The organism is Aquimarina celericrescens, from assembly GCF_042682765.1.
In the GTDB taxonomy this organism is placed as follows: Bacteria; Bacteroidota; Bacteroidia; order Flavobacteriales; family Flavobacteriaceae; genus Aquimarina; species Aquimarina celericrescens.
The window spans coordinates 243,279-266,201 of the sequence record NZ_JBHUHY010000007.1 but is presented as its reverse complement, the minus strand read 5'-3'; the positions used below and the strand labels follow the sequence as shown (position 1 = coordinate 266,201).

23 protein-coding genes and 3 tRNA genes are annotated in these 22,923 nt (G+C 33.4%); 14 read left to right on the top strand and 12 right to left on the bottom strand.

What is annotated here, in order from left to right; all coding sequences use genetic code 11:
* Window positions 1–163: 163 nt before the first annotated feature.
* From ACFSJT_RS10290 to tgt, 4 genes are all read right to left on the bottom strand, one after another.
* On the bottom strand, window positions 164–1,117 hold the full coding sequence (locus ACFSJT_RS10290) for an acetyl-CoA carboxylase carboxyltransferase subunit alpha (RefSeq protein WP_378320171.1): 954 nt from the start codon (window positions 1,115–1,117) through the stop codon (window positions 164–166).
* Between the two features lie 52 nt (window positions 1,118–1,169).
* The gene (locus ACFSJT_RS10285; protein ID WP_378320170.1) at window positions 1,170–2,102 is read right to left on the bottom strand and encodes a DMT family transporter; all 933 of its coding nucleotides are present in this window, start codon (window positions 2,100–2,102) and stop codon (window positions 1,170–1,172) included.
* Window positions 2,089–3,159, bottom strand: a complete 1,071-nt coding sequence (locus ACFSJT_RS10280) for an LptF/LptG family permease (RefSeq protein WP_378320169.1) — start codon at window positions 3,157–3,159, stop codon at window positions 2,089–2,091. The genes ACFSJT_RS10285 and ACFSJT_RS10280 overlap by 14 nt, the downstream gene beginning before the upstream one ends.
* Window positions 3,160–3,367: 208 nt before the next feature.
* Window positions 3,368–4,498, bottom strand: coding sequence for a tRNA guanosine(34) transglycosylase Tgt (gene tgt, locus ACFSJT_RS10275; RefSeq protein ID WP_378320168.1), 1,131 nt, complete (start codon window positions 4,496–4,498; stop codon window positions 3,368–3,370).
* 176 nt (window positions 4,499–4,674) lie between these two features.
* On the opposite strand from tgt, the gene ACFSJT_RS10270 reads away from it, so the two are divergent.
* From ACFSJT_RS10270 to ACFSJT_RS10260, 3 genes are all read left to right on the top strand, one after another.
* Window positions 4,675–5,520 carry a transketolase gene (locus tag ACFSJT_RS10270; protein WP_378320167.1) on the top strand — a complete coding sequence of 282 codons (846 nt, stop codon included), beginning with the start codon at window positions 4,675–4,677 and terminating at the stop codon, window positions 5,518–5,520.
* Between the two features lie 22 nt (window positions 5,521–5,542).
* Window positions 5,543–6,496, top strand: coding sequence for a transketolase family protein (locus tag ACFSJT_RS10265; RefSeq protein ID WP_378320166.1), 954 nt, complete (start codon window positions 5,543–5,545; stop codon window positions 6,494–6,496).
* 215 nt (window positions 6,497–6,711) lie between these two features.
* The gene (locus ACFSJT_RS10260) at window positions 6,712–7,320 is read left to right on the top strand and encodes a porin family protein (RefSeq protein WP_378320165.1); all 609 of its coding nucleotides are present in this window, start codon (window positions 6,712–6,714) and stop codon (window positions 7,318–7,320) included.
* 55 nt (window positions 7,321–7,375) lie between these two features.
* On the opposite strand, the gene ACFSJT_RS10255 is transcribed toward ACFSJT_RS10260, so the two are convergent.
* Complete coding sequence (locus ACFSJT_RS10255; protein WP_378320164.1) at window positions 7,376–8,572, bottom strand: FKBP-type peptidyl-prolyl cis-trans isomerase; 1,197 nt, start codon at window positions 8,570–8,572, stop codon at window positions 7,376–7,378.
* A gap of 89 nt (window positions 8,573–8,661) precedes the next feature.
* Here ACFSJT_RS10255 and ACFSJT_RS10250 point away from each other — a divergent pair, with 89 nt between their 5' ends.
* The 3 genes from ACFSJT_RS10250 (at window position 8,662) to ACFSJT_RS10240 (ending at window position 10,188) form a co-directional block, all read left to right on the top strand.
* A complete protein-coding gene (locus ACFSJT_RS10250; protein ID WP_378320163.1) occupies window positions 8,662–9,042 on the top strand; it encodes an RNA-binding S4 domain-containing protein in 381 nt (126 codons plus the stop codon).
* Entirely contained in the window at window positions 9,039–9,620 is a 582-nt protein-coding gene (locus ACFSJT_RS10245; protein WP_378320162.1) for a methyltransferase domain-containing protein, read from the top strand. The genes ACFSJT_RS10250 and ACFSJT_RS10245 overlap by 4 nt, the downstream gene beginning before the upstream one ends.
* 67 nt (window positions 9,621–9,687) lie before the next feature.
* Window positions 9,688–10,188, top strand: coding sequence for a phosphoribosyltransferase family protein (locus tag ACFSJT_RS10240; protein WP_378320161.1), 501 nt, complete (start codon window positions 9,688–9,690; stop codon window positions 10,186–10,188).
* Here the strand turns inward: ACFSJT_RS10240 and ACFSJT_RS10235 are convergent.
* A complete protein-coding gene (locus ACFSJT_RS10235; RefSeq protein WP_378320160.1) occupies window positions 10,180–10,698 on the bottom strand; it encodes a shikimate kinase in 519 nt (172 codons plus the stop codon). The two genes, ACFSJT_RS10240 and ACFSJT_RS10235, sit on opposite strands and share 9 nt — an antisense overlap.
* A gap of 130 nt (window positions 10,699–10,828) precedes the next feature.
* Here ACFSJT_RS10235 and ACFSJT_RS10230 point away from each other — a divergent pair.
* The 3 genes from ACFSJT_RS10230 (at window position 10,829) to ACFSJT_RS10220 (ending at window position 11,417) form a co-directional block, all read left to right on the top strand.
* Window positions 10,829–10,901 (top strand) — tRNA-Lys (locus tag ACFSJT_RS10230).
* Between the two features lie 294 nt (window positions 10,902–11,195).
* Window positions 11,196–11,268 (top strand) — tRNA-Lys (locus ACFSJT_RS10225).
* A gap of 65 nt (window positions 11,269–11,333) precedes the next feature.
* Window positions 11,334–11,417: transfer RNA gene (locus tag ACFSJT_RS10220), tRNA-Leu, on the top strand.
* A 111-nt stretch (window positions 11,418–11,528) separates the two neighbouring features.
* Here ACFSJT_RS10220 and ACFSJT_RS10215 read toward each other — a convergent pair.
* From ACFSJT_RS10215 to ACFSJT_RS10190, 6 genes are all read right to left on the bottom strand, one after another.
* On the bottom strand, window positions 11,529–11,963 hold the full coding sequence (locus ACFSJT_RS10215; protein WP_378320159.1) for a hypothetical protein: 435 nt from the start codon (window positions 11,961–11,963) through the stop codon (window positions 11,529–11,531).
* A gap of 190 nt (window positions 11,964–12,153) precedes the next feature.
* Complete coding sequence (locus ACFSJT_RS10210; RefSeq protein ID WP_378320158.1) at window positions 12,154–12,882, bottom strand: LytR/AlgR family response regulator transcription factor; 729 nt, start codon at window positions 12,880–12,882, stop codon at window positions 12,154–12,156.
* A gap of 17 nt (window positions 12,883–12,899) precedes the next feature.
* A complete protein-coding gene (locus ACFSJT_RS10205; protein ID WP_378320157.1) occupies window positions 12,900–13,946 on the bottom strand; it encodes a sensor histidine kinase in 1,047 nt (348 codons plus the stop codon).
* Between the two features lie 23 nt (window positions 13,947–13,969).
* Window positions 13,970–14,323 carry a DUF4907 domain-containing protein gene (locus tag ACFSJT_RS10200; RefSeq protein WP_378320156.1) on the bottom strand — a complete coding sequence of 118 codons (354 nt, stop codon included), beginning with the start codon at window positions 14,321–14,323 and terminating at the stop codon, window positions 13,970–13,972.
* Between the two features lie 71 nt (window positions 14,324–14,394).
* The gene (locus ACFSJT_RS10195) at window positions 14,395–15,411 is read right to left on the bottom strand and encodes a Kelch repeat-containing protein (protein ID WP_378320155.1); all 1,017 of its coding nucleotides are present in this window, start codon (window positions 15,409–15,411) and stop codon (window positions 14,395–14,397) included.
* Between the two features lie 3 nt (window positions 15,412–15,414).
* Window positions 15,415–16,302 (bottom strand): DUF6268 family outer membrane beta-barrel protein, encoded by an 888-nt coding sequence (locus ACFSJT_RS10190; RefSeq protein ID WP_378320154.1) that lies wholly within the window; start codon window positions 16,300–16,302, stop codon window positions 15,415–15,417.
* A 225-nt stretch (window positions 16,303–16,527) separates the two neighbouring features.
* Here ACFSJT_RS10190 and ACFSJT_RS10185 point away from each other — a divergent pair, with 225 nt between their 5' ends.
* From ACFSJT_RS10185 to ACFSJT_RS10165, 5 genes are all read left to right on the top strand, one after another.
* A complete protein-coding gene (locus tag ACFSJT_RS10185) occupies window positions 16,528–17,844 on the top strand; it encodes a DUF4270 family protein (protein WP_378320153.1) in 1,317 nt (438 codons plus the stop codon).
* On the top strand, window positions 17,837–19,078 hold the full coding sequence (locus tag ACFSJT_RS10180; RefSeq protein ID WP_378320152.1) for a hypothetical protein: 1,242 nt from the start codon (window positions 17,837–17,839) through the stop codon (window positions 19,076–19,078). The genes ACFSJT_RS10185 and ACFSJT_RS10180 overlap by 8 nt, the downstream gene beginning before the upstream one ends.
* A gap of 527 nt (window positions 19,079–19,605) precedes the next feature.
* Complete coding sequence (locus ACFSJT_RS10175) at window positions 19,606–20,502, top strand: MerR family transcriptional regulator (RefSeq protein WP_378320151.1); 897 nt, start codon at window positions 19,606–19,608, stop codon at window positions 20,500–20,502.
* A gap of 19 nt (window positions 20,503–20,521) precedes the next feature.
* Complete coding sequence (locus tag ACFSJT_RS10170) at window positions 20,522–22,015, top strand: phytoene desaturase family protein (RefSeq protein WP_378320150.1); 1,494 nt, start codon at window positions 20,522–20,524, stop codon at window positions 22,013–22,015.
* Window positions 22,016–22,038: 23 nt separating this feature from the next.
* On the top strand, window positions 22,039–22,878 hold the full coding sequence (locus ACFSJT_RS10165; RefSeq protein ID WP_378320149.1) for a phytoene/squalene synthase family protein: 840 nt from the start codon (window positions 22,039–22,041) through the stop codon (window positions 22,876–22,878).
* Window positions 22,879–22,923 lie beyond the last annotated feature (45 nt).

Below are 22,923 nucleotides of genomic sequence, written 5' to 3'. Positions count from 1 at the left end.
CGAATGTAAAAAAATTGTAAAGAGATACCCCTACTTACAAAGATACGAATGTCCACCGTTCTTTAACAAATGAACTGTTAATAAGTAATTTTTATTGTTAATAAGCATAAAAAAATCTGAAGTTCTCAACTTCAGATTTAGGCACTAAGTGATTTTTTAGGGGTTAGTCCTTAAAGACTCCCATATTTGAATATTTATCCATTCGTTTTTCTACTAATTCTTCTGGTGATAAGTTTTTAAATTCATCATAGGACGAAGAAATTTTATCTCGAACGGTTTTGAAAATTTTTTCACGATCACTATGAGCTCCCCCTAATGGTTCTTTCACAATTTCATCAATAAGCTTTTGCTTTTTCATGTCTGTTGCAGTTAACTTTAGTGCCTCAGCTGCTTGTTCTTTATATTCCCAGCTTCTCCATAAAATTGATGAGCAAGATTCTGGAGAAATAACAGAATACCACGTATTCTCGAGCATCAATACTTTATCTCCTACTCCAATACCTAATGCACCTCCACTGGCTCCTTCACCAATAATCACTACAATAATTGGTACTTTAAGTCGAGTCATTTCGAGAATATTTCTTGCAATTGCTTCACCTTGTCCTCGCTCTTCTGCTTCTAATCCAGGATAAGCTCCTGGGGTATCTACAAAACAAACTACGGGGATATTGAACTTCTCGGCGCTTTTCATCAATCGAAGTGCTTTTCGATATCCTTCGGGATTTGCCATACCAAAATTACGATATTGTCTGGTTTTGGTATTATATCCCTTTTGCTGACCAACAAACATATAACTTTGATTACCGATCTTACCAAGTCCCCCGATCATTGCCTTGTCGTCTTTTACATTACGGTCACCATGCAATTCTAAAAAGGATTCCCCACAAATTGCATCTATATAATCCAAAGTGTAAGGCCTTGATGGATGCCTGGAGAGCTGAACACGCTGCCAAGGAGTGAGATTTTTGTATATATCTTTTTTAGTCTCTGCAAGTTTTTTTTCAATTTGCTTACAGGTATCTGTCACATCAACTTCGCTTTCTTCACCTATTGCGCAAGCCTTCTCAAATTGCTCTTCAAGCTCTTTAATGGGGAGTTCAAATTCTAAATATTCCATACTCAAGAATATAATTTATGTTAACTAGGGTTAGCTGACAAATATAAAAACTTTACTTCGTAATGTTACGTAAAGTTGAAGTACTTTTTCTTTTTTTAGCATTTTTGAAGATTCCATTCAGTATTACAGTACTAATTATGATCAAAGCTCCATAATAAAATTGAGTACTCATTTTCTCAGATTCTCCAAAGATCAGAACAGCTAATAATATACCATAAACAGGTTCCAAATTAATAGTTAACATCACTGTATAGGGACTTAAATACTTCATCACCTTTACAGATCCTATAAATGCATAGGCAGTACAAACTGATGCTAATATTAATATATATATCCAATCAGAAACAGAAACTTGAAAAAACGCAATCGTAAATCCTTCAGTGGCCGTGCCAAAAAAGGTTGCTCCTATCAAATATAATGTTATCACTCCAACACCACATAACAATTCATAGAAAGAGATCATAGAAGGATTATGTATTTGTGCGACTTTTCCATTAATCAATGAAAAAACCGAAGACAAAAATGCTGATATCAATGCATATACAATACCTAAAAAATGATTTCCTTCTACTTCAAAGATGATATACAATCCCGTTATCACTAATACTCCAAAAAGAACTTCATACCAAATTAGCTTTCTTTTATAAAAAATAGGTTCGAGAATTGATGTGAAAAAAGCTCCTGTTGATAGCATTGCTAAAGTAATAGATACATTAGAAACCTTAATAGCGGCAAAAAAAGTAATCCAATGCAAGGCTATAATTATTCCGGCAAAAAACAGAGTAAAAAACAGTTTTCTGGAAATCGTTAATGATATTTTCTTAAAAACAACATATAGATATATAAAACCGGAGGCCAGAAGCATTCTATACCATACTAGTGGCAAAGCTTCGATAGATATTAACTCACCAAGAATAGCCGTAAATCCCCAAACAAAAACAATGAAATGTAAATGTAAATAGTTTTGAAGTTTAGCGTTTCGCATTGTATAGAAGATAAATAGCTAAAATTCCGAATGAAACATTGGGAAACCAAACCGCCACAATTGGTGGAAAATCTGATTGATTTGCCAAAGTTCCCAAAACTTTATCAAAAAATATAAAGACAAATGCCAGCGATATTCCAACCGCTAGATTTACTCCCATCCCCCCTCTTCTTTTCATTGAGGATACTGCCACTCCTATAATTGTAAGTATAAAAGCAGATACCGGTATGCTCCATCGTTTATAAGCAACCACTTTATAACGGTTTATATCAGATGAGCCTCTCTTACTTTCTTTTTCTATAAACTTACTAAGCTCGGTATAATTTAAAGTTTCGGCTACATAGGTAACCGGAGTGAATTCATCTATATTGAAAGGAAGAATTGTATCCTTCTTATCAGCTTTTTCTATAATATCTTCATTCTCCAGGACTCTTCTCTTCACAAAATCTCTCAATTCATAAATGCTATCTTTAAATGTAATCTTTCTAGCAGATATTTTAGTCTCTAATTTATTACCATTAAAATATTCTATGGTAAAATTGGTCGCCGATTTATCTAGTGGTTTAAAATTATTAGCATACAAAAAGATGCTGTCATTGAGTTGTCGGTATACATTTTTGGTTTCCTGTACTTTTCGTCCTTTCTTCAAATAAGAATATTTGAATTCATTAAATCCCTGACTAGCTTTTGGTGCCAAAAAAAGTCCCATAACCAGTGCTCCTATACAAATGATAACTGCGCCTATCATGTAAGGTCTTAAAAACCTCCAAAAAGAAACTCCTGAGCTCAGGAAAGCAATAATCTCGGTTTTGTTTGCCAATTTTGAGGTAAACCAAATGACCGATAGAAATACAAATAACGGAAATAGTAAATTGGCAAAGTAAATTGTAAAATCAAGATAATATCCTATTACCGCATCAACGGGAACTTTATGTTCTAACATATTATCAATTTTCTCAGAAAGATCTACTATGATCCCGATGGGGATAAAAAGCAAAATCATCGTAAAAAATGTACCTAAATATCGTTTTAATATGTACCAGTCTAATATCTTCATTAAATTTATTCTAAATTCAAATTTTTATATTTCAATTAAGACGTAAGCTCACTTTGTTTTTAGCATCAAGATTCTAGACTTTTTGATACTAGTTTCGGTTCAGAAATATGCATCAAAAAAAATTAAACCATGCTTCTCTTATCAGTTTTAGAGATAGTTTTTATACCAAAATCAGTCTTGGTTCTTGCCCCTTAAAATTTTGGTTCTTTTATAATCTTTTATCCATTTGTTTGACCATCATATTTTTCCAGGAATAAAAATCCCCAGCTAAGATATGTTTTCTAGCCTCTCTAACCAACCATAAGTAAAAGCCCAAATTATGTATAGTTGCAATTTGTCTCCCTAACATTTCATTTACCGAAAAAAGATGCTTCAAATAAGCTTTAGAATATTCTGTATCCACGTATGTTATTCCCATTTCGTCAATCGGCGAAAAATCATCTTCCCATTTCTTATTCTTAATATTAATTGTACCATGAGCAGTAAAAAGCATTCCGTTACGACCGTTACGTGTTGGCATTACACAATCAAACATATCCACTCCTAAAGCTATATTTTCTAGAATGTTAATTGGAGTGCCCACTCCCATTAAGTATCTTGGTTTATCTTCTGGCAGAATATTGGTTACTACCTCTGTCATTGCATACATCTCTTCGGCTGGCTCTCCTACCGATAATCCTCCTATAGCGTTACCTACTGCTCCTGCATTTGCTATGTATTCTGCCGATTGCATTCTTAGGTCCTTATATGTGCTTCCTTGGACTATTGGAAAAAAAGCCTGATTGTATCCATATTTAACAGGAATTTTCTCTAAATGTTGCATACATCTATCTAACCATCGGTGTGTCATATGCATGCTTCGCTTGGCATATTGATAATCACAGGGATACGGAGTACATTCATCAAATGCCATAATGATATCTGCTCCAATAGTACGTTGAATTTCCATTACATTTTCAGGAGTAAACACATGATATGAACCATCTATATGTGATTTAAACTTTACTCCTTCTTCTTTTATTTTGCGATTTGCAGATAGAGAATATACTTGATAGCCACCGCTATCGGTAAGAATATTTCGATCCCAATTCATGAATTTATGTAAACCACCTGCCTTTTCTAAGATAGGTGTTTGAGGCCTTAGATACAAATGATAAGTATTTCCCAAAATAATATCGGGATTTATGTCATTTTTCAACTCACGTTGATGCACACCTTTAACTGTTGCTACTGTACCCACGGGCATAAAAATTGGAGTTTCTATAACACCATGATCTGTAGTTATTTTTCCTGCCCTAGCACTACTCTCAGGGTCTTGAGACGAAAGGTCAAATTGCATATTTTCTTTTTGATAGAGGGCAAAGATAACTAACAAAAATCACATGGGTCAACTTAGGTTTTCGAAAACTTTTCGTTATTAACAATACTTTCTTAATTAAAAGCAGCACATACATTTTGCCACCGTATACAAAACCTTTATTTTTGGGGCTTTATTATCAAGAAATCAGCATTATAATGCCAAAAACAAAACAATTAGAAGATTTTGCAACGCAAGTACGTAGAGACATTTTACGTCAGGTGCACAAGGTAAACTCAGGACATCCAGGTGGTTCTCTGGGCTGTACAGAATTTTTCGTAGCGCTATATCAAGAAATCATGGAAAGAAAAGGAGATTTTGATATGGATGGAATTGGAGAAGATATTTTCTTTCTTTCTAACGGACATATTTCACCTGTTTATTACAGTGTACTGGCAAGGAGTGGATATTTCCCTGTTGAAGAATTAAATACCTTCAGATTAATCAATAGTAGATTACAAGGGCACCCAACCACTCACGAAGGTCTTCCTGGTGTACGCATTGCTTCCGGATCTTTGGGACAAGGAATGTCGGTTGCTATCGGGGCTGCACAAGCAAAAAAATTGAATAACGATGACCATTTAGTATTTAGTTTACACGGAGATGGTGAATTACAAGAAGGTCAAAATTGGGAAGCTATTATGTATGCAGCCGGAAAAAAGGTTGATAATCTTATTGCAACTATTGATCTTAATGGTCAACAAATCGATGGGTCTACAGACGATGTACTTCCCATGGGTAATTTGAAAGCAAAATTTGAAGCCTTTGATTGGGATGTAATGGAAATCAAAGAAGGAAATAATATTATTTCAGTCATTGAAGGATTAAAAGAAGCTAAAACCAGAACTGGAAAAGGAAAGCCTGTTTGTATACTAATGCATACTGTAATGGGGCATGGCGTCGATTTTATGATGCATACACACGCATGGCATGGTAAAGCTCCAAATGATGAACAATTAGAAATAGGTCTATCCCAAAATCCTGAAACTCTTGGGGACTACTAATTTATCCAAATCAAAAAAGAAAATGAAAAAATATATAGATACAGGAAAAAAGGATACTCGTTCAGGTTTTGGAGCCGGTTTGGAGGAATTAGGTAAAACTAATGAAAATGTGGTCGCACTATGTGCCGATTTGATAGGCTCTTTAAAAATGGACGCATTTATTGCTAATAATCCAGATCGATTTTTCCAGGTGGGTATAGCAGAAGCAAATATGATGGGCATTGCTGCCGGATTAACTATTGGAGGTAAAATTCCTTTTACAGGAACTTTTGCAAACTTTTCTACAGGACGTGTTTATGACCAGATTCGCCAATCCATAGCATACAGTGGTAAAAATGTAAAAATCTGTGCTTCGCATGCTGGTTTAACGCTAGGAGAAGATGGTGCTACGCATCAAATACTTGAGGATATAGGTTTAATGAAGATGTTACCCGGAATGACAGTAATAAACACATGCGATTATAATCAAACCAAGGCTGCTACTATAGCAATTGCAAATCATCAAGGGCCAGTTTACCTTCGATTTGGAAGACCCAAAGTAGCAAACTTTACGCCTGAAGATCAAAAATTCGAAATCGGGAAAGCTGTTATGTTGCAAGAAGGAACCGATGTTACCATTGTTGCAACCGGTCATTTAGTGTGGGAAGCACTGCGAGCTGCAGAATCGTTAGCAGAAGAAGGGATTAGCTCAGAAGTTATTAATATTCATACCATAAAGCCTCTAGATGATGAAACAATCCTGAATTCTGTAAAGAAAACCGGATGTATTGTTACTGCCGAAGAGCATAATTACCTTGGCGGTTTAGGTGAAAGCGTGTCTCGAGTGTTAGTTAAAAATCATCCTGCACCACAAGAATTTATTGCTACTAACGATACTTTTGGAGAAAGTGGTACACCAGATCAACTCATGGAAAAATATGGTTTAAATGCAGAGGCGATAAGTAATGCTGTTCATAAAGTAATAAAAAGAAAATAAATACTTCCATTTTTTACATTTTAAGCCTTTCGAAATTGATTCGAAAGGCTTTTCTGATTTTTAATACAACCCTCATAAATTTTAGAATAGATCTTTAACCATATTTTGGCAGGTTTTTTGCTTAATAAGAATAAAAAAAGATAACAACCGTTTAAATACATACTAGCCATTATACCAAAATCATCTTTATTTATTAATCAAAAATTATTTTTACAATGAAAAATGTATTTGTTTTTTTAGTTTTATTTGGTTCTTGTGCTTTATTTGCCCAAGAAAAAAGACTCACTTTTGGGGTAAAAGCAGGCCTTAATTATGGTGACAATGGTAAGATTGAAATAAGGGATGTTGCTAATGCAGGAAATAATATATTCTCTGAAAGAGCAGACGACCGAATTGGATATCATTTCGGAGTATTCCTTAGAGGTAATTTGACGGAAAATATTTACATCAAACCTGAGCTTCAATATACTGTTAATAATAGCAAATACGATGATCCCGATGGCGGTGATTTGGATTACAACATTCAAAAATTAGATTTACCAATACTTTTAGGTGTTTCTGTTCTGGGACCCATTCATGTTTTTGGAGGCCCTTCACTTCAATATATGGTAGAAAATGATCTTGAAGATGTGAGATTGGGAGATGTAAGAAATGAATTTACTGTTGGTTTACAGTTTGGCGCAGGTATACAGTTAGGCAGCCTAAATGCCGATATAAGATATGAAAGAGGTCTTAGTAAAAACCGCGCAGAATCTATCGACGAGGGCATCAGAGTAGATTCTAGACCAAACCAGATAATTTTAGGACTGGCATTGGATCTTTAGTGTCTCTTATAGGATAAAAAAACTTCGGTTTATAAATAAACCGAAGTTTTTTTTATTATTCGTTTTTTGAATCCCTATCATCAGAATCCAAATGATTTGGAACCCCATCACCATCATCATCGTAAAAAGTAATTTCGTCCAAAGTGACTATACCATCGTCCATTGCTCCTGCAACTAATGTAATTTCATCTCTTGTCAACGTACCATCATTATCATCATCGGAATCTTGATAATTTGCAGCATTATCTCCATCGGTATTATCATCTGCATCCAATACATTTCTGTCGTTATCCAAATCTTCAAGATATGATGGAATTCCATCTCGATCATGATCAGCTTCATTAACAGCGTATAATTGTATATTAAAAATCAAAGGAGAATATCTTGGAATACCACTTCCACCGGGCGGGGAAGCAAAATAAGCTAAACCTGAAGGTATAAAAACCACAAAACTCCCAAAATCATCGTTATAATCTACAGTTCCGTCCTCTCTTTCTAAAAACCCAGATGCTCCTTTGTAATCAACTAATGTTTCTCTCCAACCCAATACTTCTATTCCTACCTGATCGAACCACAATGGCACGTCTCTATTGTCGAATACCCTTCTGTTAGGGTTATTATTATCGACAGGATCTTTGTCGTCTATTATCCCATCACCATCAGAATCAGGTTGCCCAGCCAAATCAGGATTGTCCACATCACTATCATCTGCTATACCATCTCCATCTGCATCTGGACGGGTAACAGGAGTTTCATCATCTCCAAAATCACTGCCATCTTCTTTAGAATCTATATCAGCTAGATTAGGAATACCATCTCCGTCCCTATCCTGGTTATCGTAAAACAATTCACCTCTATACGTCACTAAAGTAGAATCTGCGAAAGTGGGCTGTCTTTCTCCCGGCGCTCCTTTTCTTAAATTTAATATATGTAAAGTGTACTCTACATCGTTTCTTGTAATTGTTTTGGTTTCTAAAGAATCTGAAAGACTTAGAGGCTGACGACCACTATTTTCTCCTGCAATAGTATCAAACAACGCTATTTTGTAATCTGGATTCGCGGGATTATCTACTAATGTATAAAAGTGAGTACTTAAATAGTTTTCAATTACCTCAATTTCATCGGCCTGCTGTTCTGCAAGGTCTCGAGGTGGCACTACAGCTGCCGCATCATCACCATCATCATCATTATTACAAGCATATAAGGCTGCCATAATAAAAATAACGGCATAACTATATTTTCTTATATTCATCTAATTACTTTTTTGAGCGCGCAAGATACGATTTTCTTGTACTTTTGTTTAAAAATTATTTAATATTAAACGCATTTTAATCATTTTTTATGCGAGTTGACAAATATTTATGGTGTATCAGATACTTCAAAACAAGAAGTATTTCAACAAAAGCTTGCAAAGAAGGTAAAGTAAGAGTGAATGGTGATCTTATAAAACCTTCCAGGGAAATCTATCCTACTGATAAAATCACTGTGCGCAAAAATCAAATCAATTATGAACTTATTGTATTGGACACACCAGATAACCGAATTGGAGCTAAACTTGTTGATATATACCGTAAAGACATTACTCCAAAAGAATCGTTGCAAAAATTGGATCTTTTAAAGTATTCTAAGGATTATTATCGTAAGAAAGGAGCTGGAAGACCTACCAAAAAGGATCGAAGAGATATTGACGATTGGTATACAGAAACTGATAGCGAAGAATGAATTTGGATCAAGAATATTGGAAGTATCGTTATCAAAATAGGCAAACCGATTGGGATATTGGTTTTGCGTCTCCTGCGCTTACAAACTATTTTGATCAATTGCCAGATCGCAATATCAAGATACTAATACCGGGTTGCGGGAACGCTTATGAGGCGGAGTATCTTTTTAACAAAGGATTTACTAACATCTATATTTTGGATCTGGTTGAAAGTGTACTATCCAAATTCAATAAAAGAGTACCCAAATTCCCATCAGAAAATTTGATTCATGGTGATTTTTTTTCCTACCATGATAAATTCGATCTTATCGTAGAACAGACATTTTTTTGTGCTTTACCAATTAATCGTCGTAGTGAATATTGTAATAAAATTTCCAATCTTCTTTTACCAAATGGAAAATTAGTAGGTCTTCTCTTTGATACCAATTTTAATCACGATGGACCTCCATTCGGAGGAAAAAAAAAGGAATATGAATCATTATTTTCTAATTTTTTTAAGATAAAAACTTTAGAAAAGTGTTATAATTCGATAGATGCTCGTATGGGTAACGAACTCTTTTTTATATTTGAAAATCGATAATTGATAAACATACAGCTTTACAAAAAACAAACCTAGAATAAGATATAGGTAATCAATACTTCAAAATATGCGAACAGATACTAATATCATACTAACTCACCAACAAATCCAGCATAAAATAAAACGTATCGCTTATCAGATCTATGAGACGAATGTAGATGAACAGGAAATCGTAATTGCAGGAATTACTGAAAACGGTTATGTTTTTGCTCAACGATTAAAGACTATCTTAGAAGAGATCTCAAACATTTCTGTTATATTATGTGAAGTATCTATGAATAAAAAAAAACCGCAAAATACGGTAACTACATCAATAGAACCCGTTGAATACCAAAACAAATCTCTGGTTTTGGCCGATGATGTACTTAATTCGGGAACCGCGCTTATCTATGGAGTAAAGCACTTCTTAGAAGTACCACTCAAAAGATTTAAAACCGCAGTGTTAGTAAATAGAAATCACAAAAAATATCCAATAAAGGCTGATTTTAAGGGTATTTCTTTATCCACTTCTCTAAATGAGCACGTTACGGTAAAATTTGGCAATGAAGATCTCGCCGTTTTAAGATAATAAAGAAAGTATTTCTTCAGTTACTTGATTTACGTTTTTTGCATCTGTACTAACCTTAAGATCTCCTTGATTGTAATAGAATGATCGCTCAAAAAGATGTTTCCTAATAAAATCTTTTAGATCCTCTTTCTTTTGTAAATGTGATATCAATGGTCTTTTACTACGTTCTTCAAATAATCTTTTTGTCAATTCATCTAATGAAGTCTGTAAGTAAATACTCGTTATACTCTCTTGCTTTAAGATTTCCAAATTATCAGCAAAACAAGGAGTTCCACCTCCAAGAGAGATAATGCTTTTATTGTATGTTTCTAAAACCTCTTTTAGATACTGTGACTCTTTTTTTCTAAAATATATTTCTCCCTTTTCCTTAAAAATGTTTGCTATCGATTTTTTTTCCTTAACTTCTATAAAATCATCCAAATCAAGATATTTGAAATTTATTTTTTTTGCCAACTCTCTACCAATCAACGATTTTCCACTCCCCATATATCCCATTAAAACTATATTCATACTACTAAAATTAAATAGATATTGCTCAAAAAGAATCTCATTTTCAACAAAACACAAATTTATATGAATTTCTTCTTGAAAAATAAATTATTGATAGTATATTTGCACCCGCATTGAGAGAAAAATGCATGACCTGGTAGCTCAGTTGGTAGAGCATCTCCCTTTTAAGGAGAGGGTCCTGGGTTCGAGCCCCAGCCCGGTCACAAATAAACGATTAATGATTAAGTTGTAATCGTTATTTATCAAAATATAAAGTGATCATGGTGAGAAGTTTATCCTGAGTAAAATCGAAGGAAGCCCCAGCCCGGTCACAAATAAACGATTAATGATTAAGTTGTAATCGTTATTTATCAAAATATAAAGTGATCATGGTGAGAAGTTTATCCTGAGTAAAATCGAAGGAAGCCTCAGCCCGGTAACGAATTGATGAATATTGATTACGTTTTACATTATTATTTATTCAGGTTCTTTAAAATATTTGTGATTACAAAATCAATGACCTGGTAGCTCAGTTGGTAGAGCATCTCCCTTTTAAGGAGAGGGTCCTGGGTTCGAGCCCCAGCCCGGTCACTAAAAAGTATCGCATCCCTGCGATACTTTTTTAGTTTTATGGTATATTGTAGGACTATTTTATTGCCCAGGTGCTGGAACTGGTAGACAGGCATGGTTGAGGGCCATGTGTCCATTAGGGCGTGCGGGTTCGACTCCCGCTCTGGGCACTTTTTAATGCGCTAACTAACTGATTATCAATTATATGTGTGTTTTTTTAGCCGACATTTAGTCAACATCTATTCATTCAATAGGGGTTATTTTTTGCTAAACAGGCAAGGCTATTTTCTTCCACAGCTCTTAATTGATTCATAAAAAACGTGATATTCTGCCGCAGGAACCACTTTTCCTTTTTTGCTAAGTATGATTGATCCATCATTTTTAAAATTTCTAAGCGATAAAAAATTAATCGCGTAGCCTTTATAAACCACTTCAAAATGACTTTGTTCCTTGATTCTTAATTCATCTAACTTGAATTCGAAAGAGCCGTCATCTCCAGTATAAGCATGCATACAGTCATCTTCATCCAAATATAATTTTACCGCTGCATAGGCAATAGGTTTTCTTTTTTCACCTACTACTTTTCCACTAATTATTTTCAATTCTTTAGACTCAATTAAGTTTACATCTGCTTCGTTATCCCCTTCTGAGTTTCCTTTTGATTTACAGGAAGCTAAAAATATTAAACACAAACAAAAAACAGTTACTTTTTTCATGAATACCCAATTTAAGTTTTGAAATAATTTTTATAGTTATTTTATGTTAGAGCCTTCTTTTTAGTTAACACCTTAGCTAAATATACAAAATATAAATTCTTGATTCAAAAGAAACTACTTATCTTTTTTCTACCGATTTGAGTGAGTGAAATAGTCGTCATGTTAAGATATTTTGATTGATTTTAACATTCTATAGTCCTATTTTCTTAAGAAATTCAGTTTTATAGCTGTCTCCTATCGGAATTCTAAAATTATCAATAATTACCTTACTCTTTTGAATTGAACTAACACTTCTTATATTAACAATATATGATCTATGCACACGCAAAAACTGGTCATCAGGTAATTTTGATTGAATATCTTTAAAAGTCATCAAAGTAAGAACTGGTTTTTCCTCTACTATATGAATTTTAAGGTAGTCTTTTAATCCCTGAATATATTTAATATCCTTCAATTTGATTTTAACAGTACCATAATCAGATTTTACGAATGTAAATTGATCGTTCCCTTTGGGATTAGCTGTTTCCTGCTTCAGTTGTTGAGATGATTTTGTATTATTTTTTTTAAGCTCGTAAATCTCTTTTGCTCGATTTACAGCTTTTACAAATCTGGGAAAAGGTATTGGTTTAACCAAATAATCTACTGCATTAATCTCGAATCCTTCTAAGGCGTATTGAGAATATGCAGTCGTAAAAATAAAAAGAGGTCTACGATCTAATGTCTTGATAAAGTCAATACCATTAATTTGTGGCATCTCAATGTCCAAAAAAACTAAATCAATCTGGGTGTCTCCTAAAAGTGAAATAGCTTCTAAAGCATTTGTAAATGACCCCACTATTTCTAAGGAACCCATATCTTCACAATATGATTTAATAATACCAAGTGCCAGAGGTTCATCATCTATAATTATACATTTCATTGCTTACAATATTTTTACTAATGGCTCATTTCAGTCTGGTCAAGCATTAATATCAGATTGACTATATGCAGGCCTTCTTCTTCGGTTATATTCAAAGTATGCATCTTCGGGTATAAAAGGTTTAATCGATTTTTAATATTAGTTAAACCTACTCCAGAATTGTCAGTATTTTTTCGATATACTCCAATACTATTACTTACATTAAAATGAAGTGTATTATGTATTACCTCTATTTTAATACTTACACCTGTAACTCCCTTAAAATCGGTTCCATACTTAAAAGCATTTTCTATAAAAGAGATCAACAATAAAGGGTATATTTTCTTTTTTTCATATTGGCCCTTTATCGACAGTTTTACATCTTGGCTATTCGACAATCTAAGTCGCTGAAGTGAAACATAATTTTTGATATATTCAATTTCTTTAAGCAACGGAACAATTTCCTTATTTGCTTCATAAAGCATATATCTCATTAGTTCTGATAATGTCAAAACTGCTTCAGATGCATCATTTGATTTATTTCTTACTAAGGAGTATACACTATTTAAAGAATTAAAAAGAAAATGAGGATTCAATTGTGCCTTTAAAAACTGAAGTTCTGTTTCGGTACGCTGTGCTTCCGTCTCTTTCGAAAGTTTATCTCTTTTGTAAAAATCTACCATGAGACAAAAAATACCTCCTAAAAGGAAAAAAGCAAAGAAAAATACTCCTCGCATTGCATATCGCATACTTTTTGCCGGTGGAAATTCATCTTCGAATCGAACCAAATGATCTACATCATTAAAAGGAGAATATATTGGTATTTTATTTGCTGCAAGGCTAAAAAGCACTAAGAATCCTATTGAAGCAACTATATAAAGTGCTATTTTCTTTTTTAAAAGCAGTTTTGGTGCCAAAATGGAATAATTGGCATAAAAGACGATCGGGTTAAAAAAAACTTGTAATAAAAAAACAGGTTCTAATGTCCCTACTTGAACAAGGGCAATCCCAAAGGGAAAAGATAACAGACAAATCCAGGAAATCACATGAATCCAAAACTCTTTTATACGAAATGTATTTTTCAAACCACTTCCTTTTTATACATAAACTATTTTTTAAAATTTATGTTACAACTATCTAATTCTTTTAAAGTTACATTTGGCATCATCTTATGCACTAACTTATCAACTACTAATGACCCTATTTTCTTTGCTTCTTTACTCGATTTGAAGTACTGATTGCCCGATGTACCAGGTATATTCTCTTGTTTAATCAACAACTTTTCACCATGATATATTTCATAATACCACGCTTTGTTTTTGCCGGAAAGCTCCTTTACCCTCACCCCATAATAATTAGAATAATAATCGAATTTCGTTTCTTTTTCAAGGATTTGGTATACGGCCAAAACCCCAAATACAATGATTTCAAAAATCAATAAATAGTTTAATAGTTTTTTCATCTTTATTGAAAAGAATTTGAGGTTTAGGAGCTAACCAACAAGCAAGCAAACAAACAAATAAAACAATTGAATTAATCATCCTCGTCCTCTTCCTCGAAAGGAAAGAACTCCCAATTATCATCTAGATATAAGTTACCGCTTCTTCCTAAGGCTATAAATGCTCTTGTTCCATTATAGAAAGTTATAGCATCCCGCCTTGTTACACCTTCAAATGAAGTCTTTTCATCCCAAAAATCGGTAGATGGATTATATTCCCAGACTGTGTTAGTGACACCTCCCCCAATATCACCACATGCGATATACCCCCGGTCTCCTATGGTAAATCCTATGGCACTACTTCGGGTAATATCATAATCATCGGTATCAAGATCGGTTAAGGCGCTCCATACTTCTGTATTGGTGTCAAAAACCCAAAAATCATCTTGATCTAGACCATTAGATATACCCGTTCCCATGTACACTTTATCCCCTATTATAAAAGTAGTAGCTTCCCGTCGCTTACTTCCTCCAAAACCTACGAGTTCTTCCCAACTATCGGTTTGCGGTGAATATTTCCAGAAATCCTTTTTATCATTATCCCCATCAAAACCAGTCCCTACATATCCAAAGTTTTCAGAATTAAATGCTATAGCTCCTCTTCTTGGAGTGCCGGGAAACCGTGTAATAGAATCCCATGTATTGGTTACAGTATCATAAGCATAAAAATCCCCCAGTTCATTATCTCCATCAAAGCCCAGGCCTAGATAACCTCTCGTTTTATTTGCAAAGGCAACCCCAGCACTCCTGGCACTTCCAGAAAAGTCGGCAAGTTGGCTCCAAAAGTTTCCATCCATATCATACACCCAAAAATCTTTAAGGTAATCATCTCCATCAAAACCAGTTCCCATATAACCTTTGTTTCCAATTGTAAAGGCTACAGCACTACTTCTTGGAGTCCCATCAAAAACCGAACTATTTACCCAATTACCCAGTCTATCGTCATCGTCATCGTCACTAGAACAACTCAAACCAAAAAAAATTATCACTAAACCTAAATATATCTTGACATTTGTTATTGGGTATGCTCTTAATTGATTACTTATTTTCATTACTTATTTGTTTAAATTAAACTTTAATCCTATCGATATGAACAATGAACTATCTGGTTCAAAATCATATATTTCGTTATTCTCATTGTCCAATATTTTAAGTTGATTCCATGGTGAATAGCCGATCTTAACAACTGTCGTCCAATTAGGCTGAATACGATATGCATAATTGAGGCTGGTATCCAGAGAATTATATTGCAACTTCGTATCAGTAAATGATCCTAGCTCTTGAAAATTAATTGAAGAAGATATATTACTAAAAAGTCCATTGAGACTTGCTTCTGTTGATAATGTATGTCTTTGATCAAAGTGATAATTAAGTTTAGTCCTGGGAATTCCAAGGGAGTAGCTCCATGTTTCATTTACTTTCTTCCGAAATGAAACAATAGGAATCAGCTGGGGCTCTCCTAAAGCAATGCCATAACCAATACCAAAGGTAAAAAGTGACGATGCTTTTTCATTACTCCAACTTTTGGATAAGGTTACGGCTGAACTAATGATCACATCTTCATGACTCAATCCTCCCTCAAAATTAGATGATACTATAGGGGCAAACATCACATTTGCAGACCAAGTAGTATTTATAAAATATTTGAAAAAAAATCTTGCTCTGATCGTATGTATATTCTCATAAGAATGAGCGTCAAAATCGAGAGAGGCATTATTAAACATGAAAACGTAGTAATTATAGGATACCCCAACTCCAAACGTACCCCTCTTTTTAAATCTCTTCCCAAGATTTAAATTCAAGGTATATTTTTCAACACTTGTGTCTCCTAAATCTGGTATTATACTATATTCAAATCCTCCTATTTCCATATTTGGATTTTGTCCGCATATTGTATGTATAGTTCCTAACATCAAAATGATAAAATTAAAATGACGCTGCATCTGCGATTTTTTGATAAAAGTATTTAGCAATTACAGTAGTAGGAAAAAAAATATACCAAAATGAGTATAATGCAGACAGAATAGTTTTTTCTATCTACTAATATTCGTAAAGCTATCTCATAGAGAAAAAGTAAGGATTAGTCTACATATTTTATGAGTAGGTATAATATAATTTCAAAAGGTAAGCTTCTACAGTTCTTTTGTATTATAAATTAATAGGTACTTATGAAATTTTTATTTTTTACTTTATGTTTAGCACTATCAATACTATCTTGTTCTGAAAGAGAAGACCTCCCCACCTTAGAGGTGGGACAAGACTTTACCAACTCTAATGTAAGAGTCATATCAATAGACACGTTTACCGTAGCATTATCTACCTACAAACTGGACAGTATCATTACCTCATCTTCGAATAGGATTTTAGTTGGGCAATATTCAGACCCAGTTTTTGGCATTACAAGAGCAGAGAGTTATATGGAACTTACCCCTACAAACTATTCTATTTCAGATGATGCCAAATTAGACAGTATTGCTTTGATTTTAAATTATGATGGATACTCGTACAGTGACACGACCAAGGTTTCTTTATTAAATGTTCATTTATTAAAAGACGAGGTTATAGCCAGAGATGATGCTTTTTTTAATACAAGCTATATCGATTATGAAGAAAACCCTATAGCAAGTATTGATTATTATCCCGAGCCATCAGATGAAGATTCACTTTATATAGCTATACCAAAAAGTGTAGGTGAAGAACTGTTCGTAAAAATAAGAGAAGGAGTTATTAATGATGAAAACGAACTAAGAAATGAATTGAAAGGATTCACTTTACAGCCGGGAGATCTCGATAATTCTTCTGTTGTTGGTTTTTCTACAGTCAATACTGATACTTATTTACGATTTTTTTATACCATCCCAGATGAATTTGGAGAGAATGAACAAACCCTTGATTTAGTTATAAATTCGAGTCCATCATTTCCCACTTATTTTAATAACCTTCAAAGTAATACTGAAGATACTTTTTTCGAGGCATTAACAGATCAAGAAATAAATCTTGCGTCGCCAGATGCCAATAATCGCAGTTATATTCAGGCCGGAGTGGGAATGGTCACTAGAATTCAGTTTCCATATATTAAAAAGCTATCCGAGATACCAGGCACAGGTACTATCCTTGATGCAACTTTAAAGATAAAGCCTTCACCAGAGACTTTTAATGACTTTCTACCCATTAATGATTCTCTTTCTGTAAACAATTCTAACCAAAATAATGGAATTGAAAACCAATTATTTAATGGCTTAGGAGAAGTGTATGCAACTATTAATGAAAATGATAGAGAGTTTAATGAAATCATTTATGAGATTAAGGTAGGTGTTTATTTAGAAGAAGAACTAACTGAAGCACCTGAAATTGATAACGCAATTGTACTTTTTCCTTTAAATTTTAACAATACTGTAGATCGAATCGTGCTGGAAGGAGAAAACAGTCTTGATTTTGAAGCGCAACTAATCATTACTTATGCAATATATGATGAGGATGAATAAGTATTACAAGACTTTATTAATGGTACTATTTTCTACAACGTTGTATTCTCAAACTAACAATCTTACAGGATCCCCATATTCTTTATTTGGCTTGGGAGTCCAATCAAATTCGAATATTGGTAAAAACAGTGCTCTGGGCCGTGGAGGTATTGCACTAGGAAGTGAAAATGTAATCAACAACTACAACCCTGCCTCTTTTTCTACGATCTCAGAAAAAAGTTTTCTTTTAGACATTGGATTTTTAGGCGAATTAAACAATATATCAAATTCTGGTAAGGATGAACTTAGGTTATCTGCAAATTTTTCTAATCTTGCTCTGGCATTTAGCCTAAGCGATCATTCTGGTATTGGACTATCTCTTGTTCCTTTTACCGATGTAGGCTACTCATTAATAGGTATAGAAAGTAACGTAGAAGGGTCTCAGGATGATTTTGTTAGCAATATTGTGGGCTCTGGGGGTTTAAACGATCTAAGATTAAATTACGGGTATCAGCTCTATGATAATTTTAGAGTTGGTCTTCGAACTTCGTACCTATTCGGATCTATAAAAGAAACTGAAAGAATACTGATCGGTACTTCATTTTTAAGTATAGATGAAGAAAACTACTATAGAGGATTTCGATTTGGTTTAGGACTCCAATACGATATCAATCAAAAAAATTCTTTGGGATTTACCATAGATTTACCCGCCTCTTTAAATGGATCACAAGATCGATTTGTAGATAAGAGTTTAGATTTTATAGGAACAAACGTAGAAGATGAGCAAGGTTTGGATATATCAAGTTTTAAGTTACCCATCGAAATTGGTTTTGGAATACGTTCTCAACACATCCCAGGTCTTACCATAAACTTAGATTATAAAAGAAATCTATGGGGATTTACCAATCAAAGAGACGATATCGGAAGATATGTAGATCAATCTATCGTAAGTTTTGGTGCCCAATATAGAGCAAGAGAACGGGGTCTCAAATATTGGCAGAATATAGAATTTAGAGCAGGATTTAACTATGATTCGGGGTATCTAAACGTAAATAATCAAATCATTGATAATTATAGCTTTTCTTCTGGAATAGGTTTACCCATAAACGTAAGAGGGTCTTCAATGATTAACCTATCCTTCACGACAGGTCAAAGAGGAGCTGTAGAGGGAATTTTGGTAGAGGAAAAATTCAATCTTATAAATATCAATTTAAGCCTTAAAGATATTTGGTTTAAACGAATCAAATTTAATTGAAAAAATAAGACTATAGAAATAATAATTCTATTGACAATTAGTATAGAAAATAGCCCTCATGTAAGAGGACATGAAATATTAGATGCCCCTGAAATTACAAAAAATGAAATCAATCCTATGATCAATAACAGTAATAACATGCTATAAATGATGAAATTGGATCATTTATTCTATCATAACAAATAAAGACACACAAAAACCTAGAACCGATAGAGAATAAAGAAAATATCAATTATATAATCACAAGAATATGATTGCCTTAATACAGCTCATTGCCATTGAAATCATTCATCTGTTCTCTTAAAGAAGATCAGAATGGATATCAATAAATAGTTTGCCTGTCAAGGGACCAGGAAGTACTTTTCACTAAGATTCATTACAATTATGCATGTATCAAGGTGCGTAAAAATCTCTTGGCTTAATTTAAATTCTTAATTTTTTTAACAAATGACCTAGTTATTTTAACAAATATTGAAAAAAAAAGTGAATTCTTTTAACTAATTTTGTTTAACAATTTTTGATAAAAGGTGAACAACGTCAAACAAACTTTCAGTATTAAAGATCTCGAAAATCTGTGCGGAGTAAAAGCTCATACTATCAGGATATGGGAAAAGAGATACAATTTACTTTCTCCAAATCGCACAGATACTAATATCAGAACTTATAACTTGAAGAGTCTTCAAAAATTGCTTAATGTCACTTATTTAGTGAATAGCGGCTATAAAATTTCAAGAATTTCTAAACTTAATGAAGAAGAAATAAACGAATATGTAAGAAGCATCGTGTCTGACAATAGTACCAAAAACCAAGCGATCAATTCGTTTAAAATTTCAATGCTTAATTATGATCTCGAGCTTTTCCTTGGAACTTACGAGCAATTAGAGCAAAAGCGTAATTTCAGACAAATTTTTACAGACGTATTTATTCCACTACTCAAAGAAATTGGTTTGTTATGGCAGACAGATACAATTAACCCTGCGCATGAGCACTTTATAACTAATTTAATTAAGCAGAAATTGCTGCTCAATATTGAAAAATTACAGTACTCAATGCCTACAAAAAAAGACAAAGCTTTTATTTTGTTTTTACCTGAAAATGAGATACATGAATTAGGCTTGCTGTATGCAAATTATGAAATTTTATTGCATGGTTATAAAGCCGTTTATCTAGGTCCAAGCATACCTTTGGATAGTTTGCCATCGATGCTCTCATTCCATGAAAATATCGTATTTGTTTCTTATTTTACTATAAAACCAGAAAAGGATAATCTCTCTAAATATGTACAGGATTTTAATGAAATAGTTTGTGCCGAAAAAATGAGTGAGTTCTGGATGCTCGGGAAACAAATCATGCACCTTTCAAAAAGTACGGGTTCAAATCATCGTTATTTTGAGTCTATAAGTGCTTTAATTACTGACCTTTAATATTTTTTACCGTTAAATTATGTCCAAAAAAATTGCAATTATTGGCTCAGGATTTTCATCGTTATCTGCATCCTGTTATTTGGCTCAATTAGGATACGAAGTGACGATTTATGAAAAAAACTCAACGGTTGGCGGTAGAGCTAGACAATTAAAAAAAGAAGGATTTACTTTCGATATCGGTCCTTCCTGGTATTGGATGCCAGACGTTTTTGAAAGTTTTTTTAATGACTTCAACACCACAGTTTCTGATTTTTATATCCTAGATAAGCTCAATCCAGCGTACAAAGTTTTCTTTGAGGACAAAAACAATATTTTAATAGAAGATACTCTAGAAAAAATATACAAGGCATTTGAAGCTGAAGAAAAAGGAAGTTCTGAAAAGCTTAAAAAATTTATAAATACCGCACAAAACAATTATGACATCGCCATTAAGAATTTAGTGTACAGACCAGGAGTTTCACCACTAGAACTTGTTACGAAGGAAACTATACAACGTGTTGGACAATTCTTTAGTACAATCTCTCGAGAGGTAAGGAAAGATTTTAAAAACGAAAAACTTATTAAAATACTTGAGTTCCCGGTATTATTTTTAGGAGCAAAACCCAGTGATACCCCTGCTTTTTATAGTTTTATGAATTATGCAGATTTCGGACTAGGCACCTGGCACCCCAGAGGAGGAATGTACCAGGTAATACTTGGTATGGAAAAACTAGCAAAGTCTCTTGGTGTTAAAATTCAAACAAATGCTACAGTAGAAAAGATCACTGTTAAAGAAGGTACTGCCAGTGGGATACAAGTGAATTCTGAGAAAATCGATGCCGATATTGTCTTATGTGGAGCAGATTACCACCATGGTGAAACTTTGTTAGATGAGCCATACAGGCAGTACTCAGAAAAATACTGGGAGAAAAAGACTTTTGCTCCTTCTTCTTTACTTTTTTATGTAGGATTCAGTAAAAAGCTTAAAAATATAAATCATCATAATTTATTTTTTGACACAGATTTTGATGCACATGCAAAAGATATATATGATGATCCTAAGTGGCCTGAAGAACCTCTTTTTTATGCGAATTTCACATCATTAACAGATTCAAGTACAGCTCCTGAAGGTTCTGAAAATGGTTTTTTCCTAATTCCGCTAGCACCTGGTATAGAAGATAATGAAGAGCTAAGAGAGCGATATTTTGACAAAATAATTACCCGTTTTGAAGATCTTACCGGTCAAAATGTTAAAAATAATATTATCTTTAAGGAGTCCTTTTGTGTGAAAGACTTTATTAAAGAATATAATTCATACAAAGGTAATGCATACGGAATGGCCAATACGCTGCTTCAAACTGCATTTTTAAGACCTAAGTTGAAAAGTAAAAAAGTTCAAAATTTATTTTTTACCGGTCAACTTACAGTTCCAGGACCAGGAGTACCGCCCTCGTTAATTTCTGGAAAACTGGTAGCAGGATTGATCGCAGCTCAATTCAACAAAACAAAAGAACCAAAATTGATTACCTCTTAAAACCAACATATAAAAATTTATTTATGAAGGCTATTTTTGACACAGTATCATATAATTGTAGTAAAATTGTTACTAACTCTTACAGTACATCATTTTCTCTCGCATCAAAAATGCTCTCAGACTCTATACGCCAAGATATTTATAATATATATGGTTTTGTAAGATTTGCCGACGAAATTGTAGATACCTTTCATGATTACAACAAAGAAGAGCTCTTCAATGATTTTGAAGAAGAAATGTATAAAGCTATTAAAAATAAAATTAGTCTTAATCCTATTCTCAACGCTTTTCAACAAACTGTTCATCAATATAATATACAACCAGAGTTGTATGAAGCATTCATGAAAAGTATGCGATTAGATCTTCATAAAACAAATTATTTAACCGACGAAGAGTATAAAGAATATATTTATGGATCTGCAGATGTTGTAGGGTTAATGTGTTTGAAAGTATTTGTAAAAGGGGATGAAGAGAAGTATAATGAGCTTAAAGAAAGTGCGATGCACCTTGGGTCGGCTTTTCAAAAAGTAAATTTTTTAAGAGATTTAAAAGCAGACTACGAAGATCTAGACAGAACTTATTTTCCTAATACTGATCTCAAACAACTAGATGAGGCATCGAAGTTGCGAATTATTGAAGAAATCGAAGAGGATTTTAATAAAGGATTAGTCGGTATCTTAAAATTACCTGTTGAAGCAAAGTTTGGTGTCTATACCGCATTCATATACTATAAAAAATTATTAACCAAACTGAAAAAAACTCCATCACTAGAGATAAAAAACACCCGAATTCGAGTTCCGAATTATCAAAAATTCGGCTTGTTGGCAAAATCGTATTTTGATTACCGTTTAAATCTAATTTAACCGTATTTTTGCATAAAATTTTATCTGTGAAACTATTTATTCAAA

Bases quoted from the DNA above. Each gene is read 5' to 3' on its own strand.
- ACFSJT_RS10170 (WP_378320150.1), top strand. From the start codon at position 20,522: ATGTCCAAAAAAATTGCAATTATTGGCTCAGGATTTTCATCGTTATCT.
- ACFSJT_RS10215 (WP_378320159.1), bottom strand. From the start codon at position 11,963: ATGAAAAAAGTAACTGTTTTTTGTTTGTGTTTAATATTTTTAGCTTCC.
- ACFSJT_RS10290 (WP_378320171.1), bottom strand. From the start codon at position 1,117: ATGGAATATTTAGAATTTGAACTCCCCATTAAAGAGCTTGAAGAGCAA.
- ACFSJT_RS10250 (WP_378320163.1), top strand. From the start codon at position 8,662: ATGCGAGTTGACAAATATTTATGGTGTATCAGATACTTCAAAACAAGA.
- ACFSJT_RS10190 (WP_378320154.1), bottom strand. From the start codon at position 16,302: ATGCAGCGTCATTTTAATTTTATCATTTTGATGTTAGGAACTATACAT.
- ACFSJT_RS10200 (WP_378320156.1), bottom strand. From the start codon at position 14,323: ATGAAAAAACTATTAAACTATTTATTGATTTTTGAAATCATTGTATTT.
- ACFSJT_RS10165 (WP_378320149.1), top strand. From the start codon at position 22,039: ATGAAGGCTATTTTTGACACAGTATCATATAATTGTAGTAAAATTGTT.
- ACFSJT_RS10285 (WP_378320170.1), bottom strand. From the start codon at position 2,102: ATGCGAAACGCTAAACTTCAAAACTATTTACATTTACATTTCATTGTT.
- ACFSJT_RS10270 (WP_378320167.1), top strand. From the start codon at position 4,675: ATGCCAAAAACAAAACAATTAGAAGATTTTGCAACGCAAGTACGTAGA.
- ACFSJT_RS10255 (WP_378320164.1), bottom strand. From the start codon at position 8,572: ATGAATATAAGAAAATATAGTTATGCCGTTATTTTTATTATGGCAGCC.
- ACFSJT_RS10245 (WP_378320162.1), top strand. From the start codon at position 9,039: ATGAATTTGGATCAAGAATATTGGAAGTATCGTTATCAAAATAGGCAA.
- ACFSJT_RS10280 (WP_378320169.1), bottom strand. From the start codon at position 3,159: ATGAAGATATTAGACTGGTACATATTAAAACGATATTTAGGTACATTT.
- ACFSJT_RS10185 (WP_378320153.1), top strand. From the start codon at position 16,528: ATGAAATTTTTATTTTTTACTTTATGTTTAGCACTATCAATACTATCT.
- ACFSJT_RS10265 (WP_378320166.1), top strand. From the start codon at position 5,543: ATGAAAAAATATATAGATACAGGAAAAAAGGATACTCGTTCAGGTTTT.
- ACFSJT_RS10235 (WP_378320160.1), bottom strand. From the start codon at position 10,698: ATGAATATAGTTTTAATGGGATATATGGGGAGTGGAAAATCGTTGATT.
- ACFSJT_RS10210 (WP_378320158.1), bottom strand. From the start codon at position 12,882: ATGAAATGTATAATTATAGATGATGAACCTCTGGCACTTGGTATTATT.
- ACFSJT_RS10240 (WP_378320161.1), top strand. From the start codon at position 9,688: ATGCGAACAGATACTAATATCATACTAACTCACCAACAAATCCAGCAT.
- ACFSJT_RS10180 (WP_378320152.1), top strand. From the start codon at position 17,837: ATGAATAAGTATTACAAGACTTTATTAATGGTACTATTTTCTACAACG.
- tgt (WP_378320168.1), bottom strand. From the start codon at position 4,498: ATGCAATTTGACCTTTCGTCTCAAGACCCTGAGAGTAGTGCTAGGGCA.
- ACFSJT_RS10195 (WP_378320155.1), bottom strand. From the start codon at position 15,411: ATGAAAATAAGTAATCAATTAAGAGCATACCCAATAACAAATGTCAAG.
- ACFSJT_RS10260 (WP_378320165.1), top strand. From the start codon at position 6,712: ATGAAAAATGTATTTGTTTTTTTAGTTTTATTTGGTTCTTGTGCTTTA.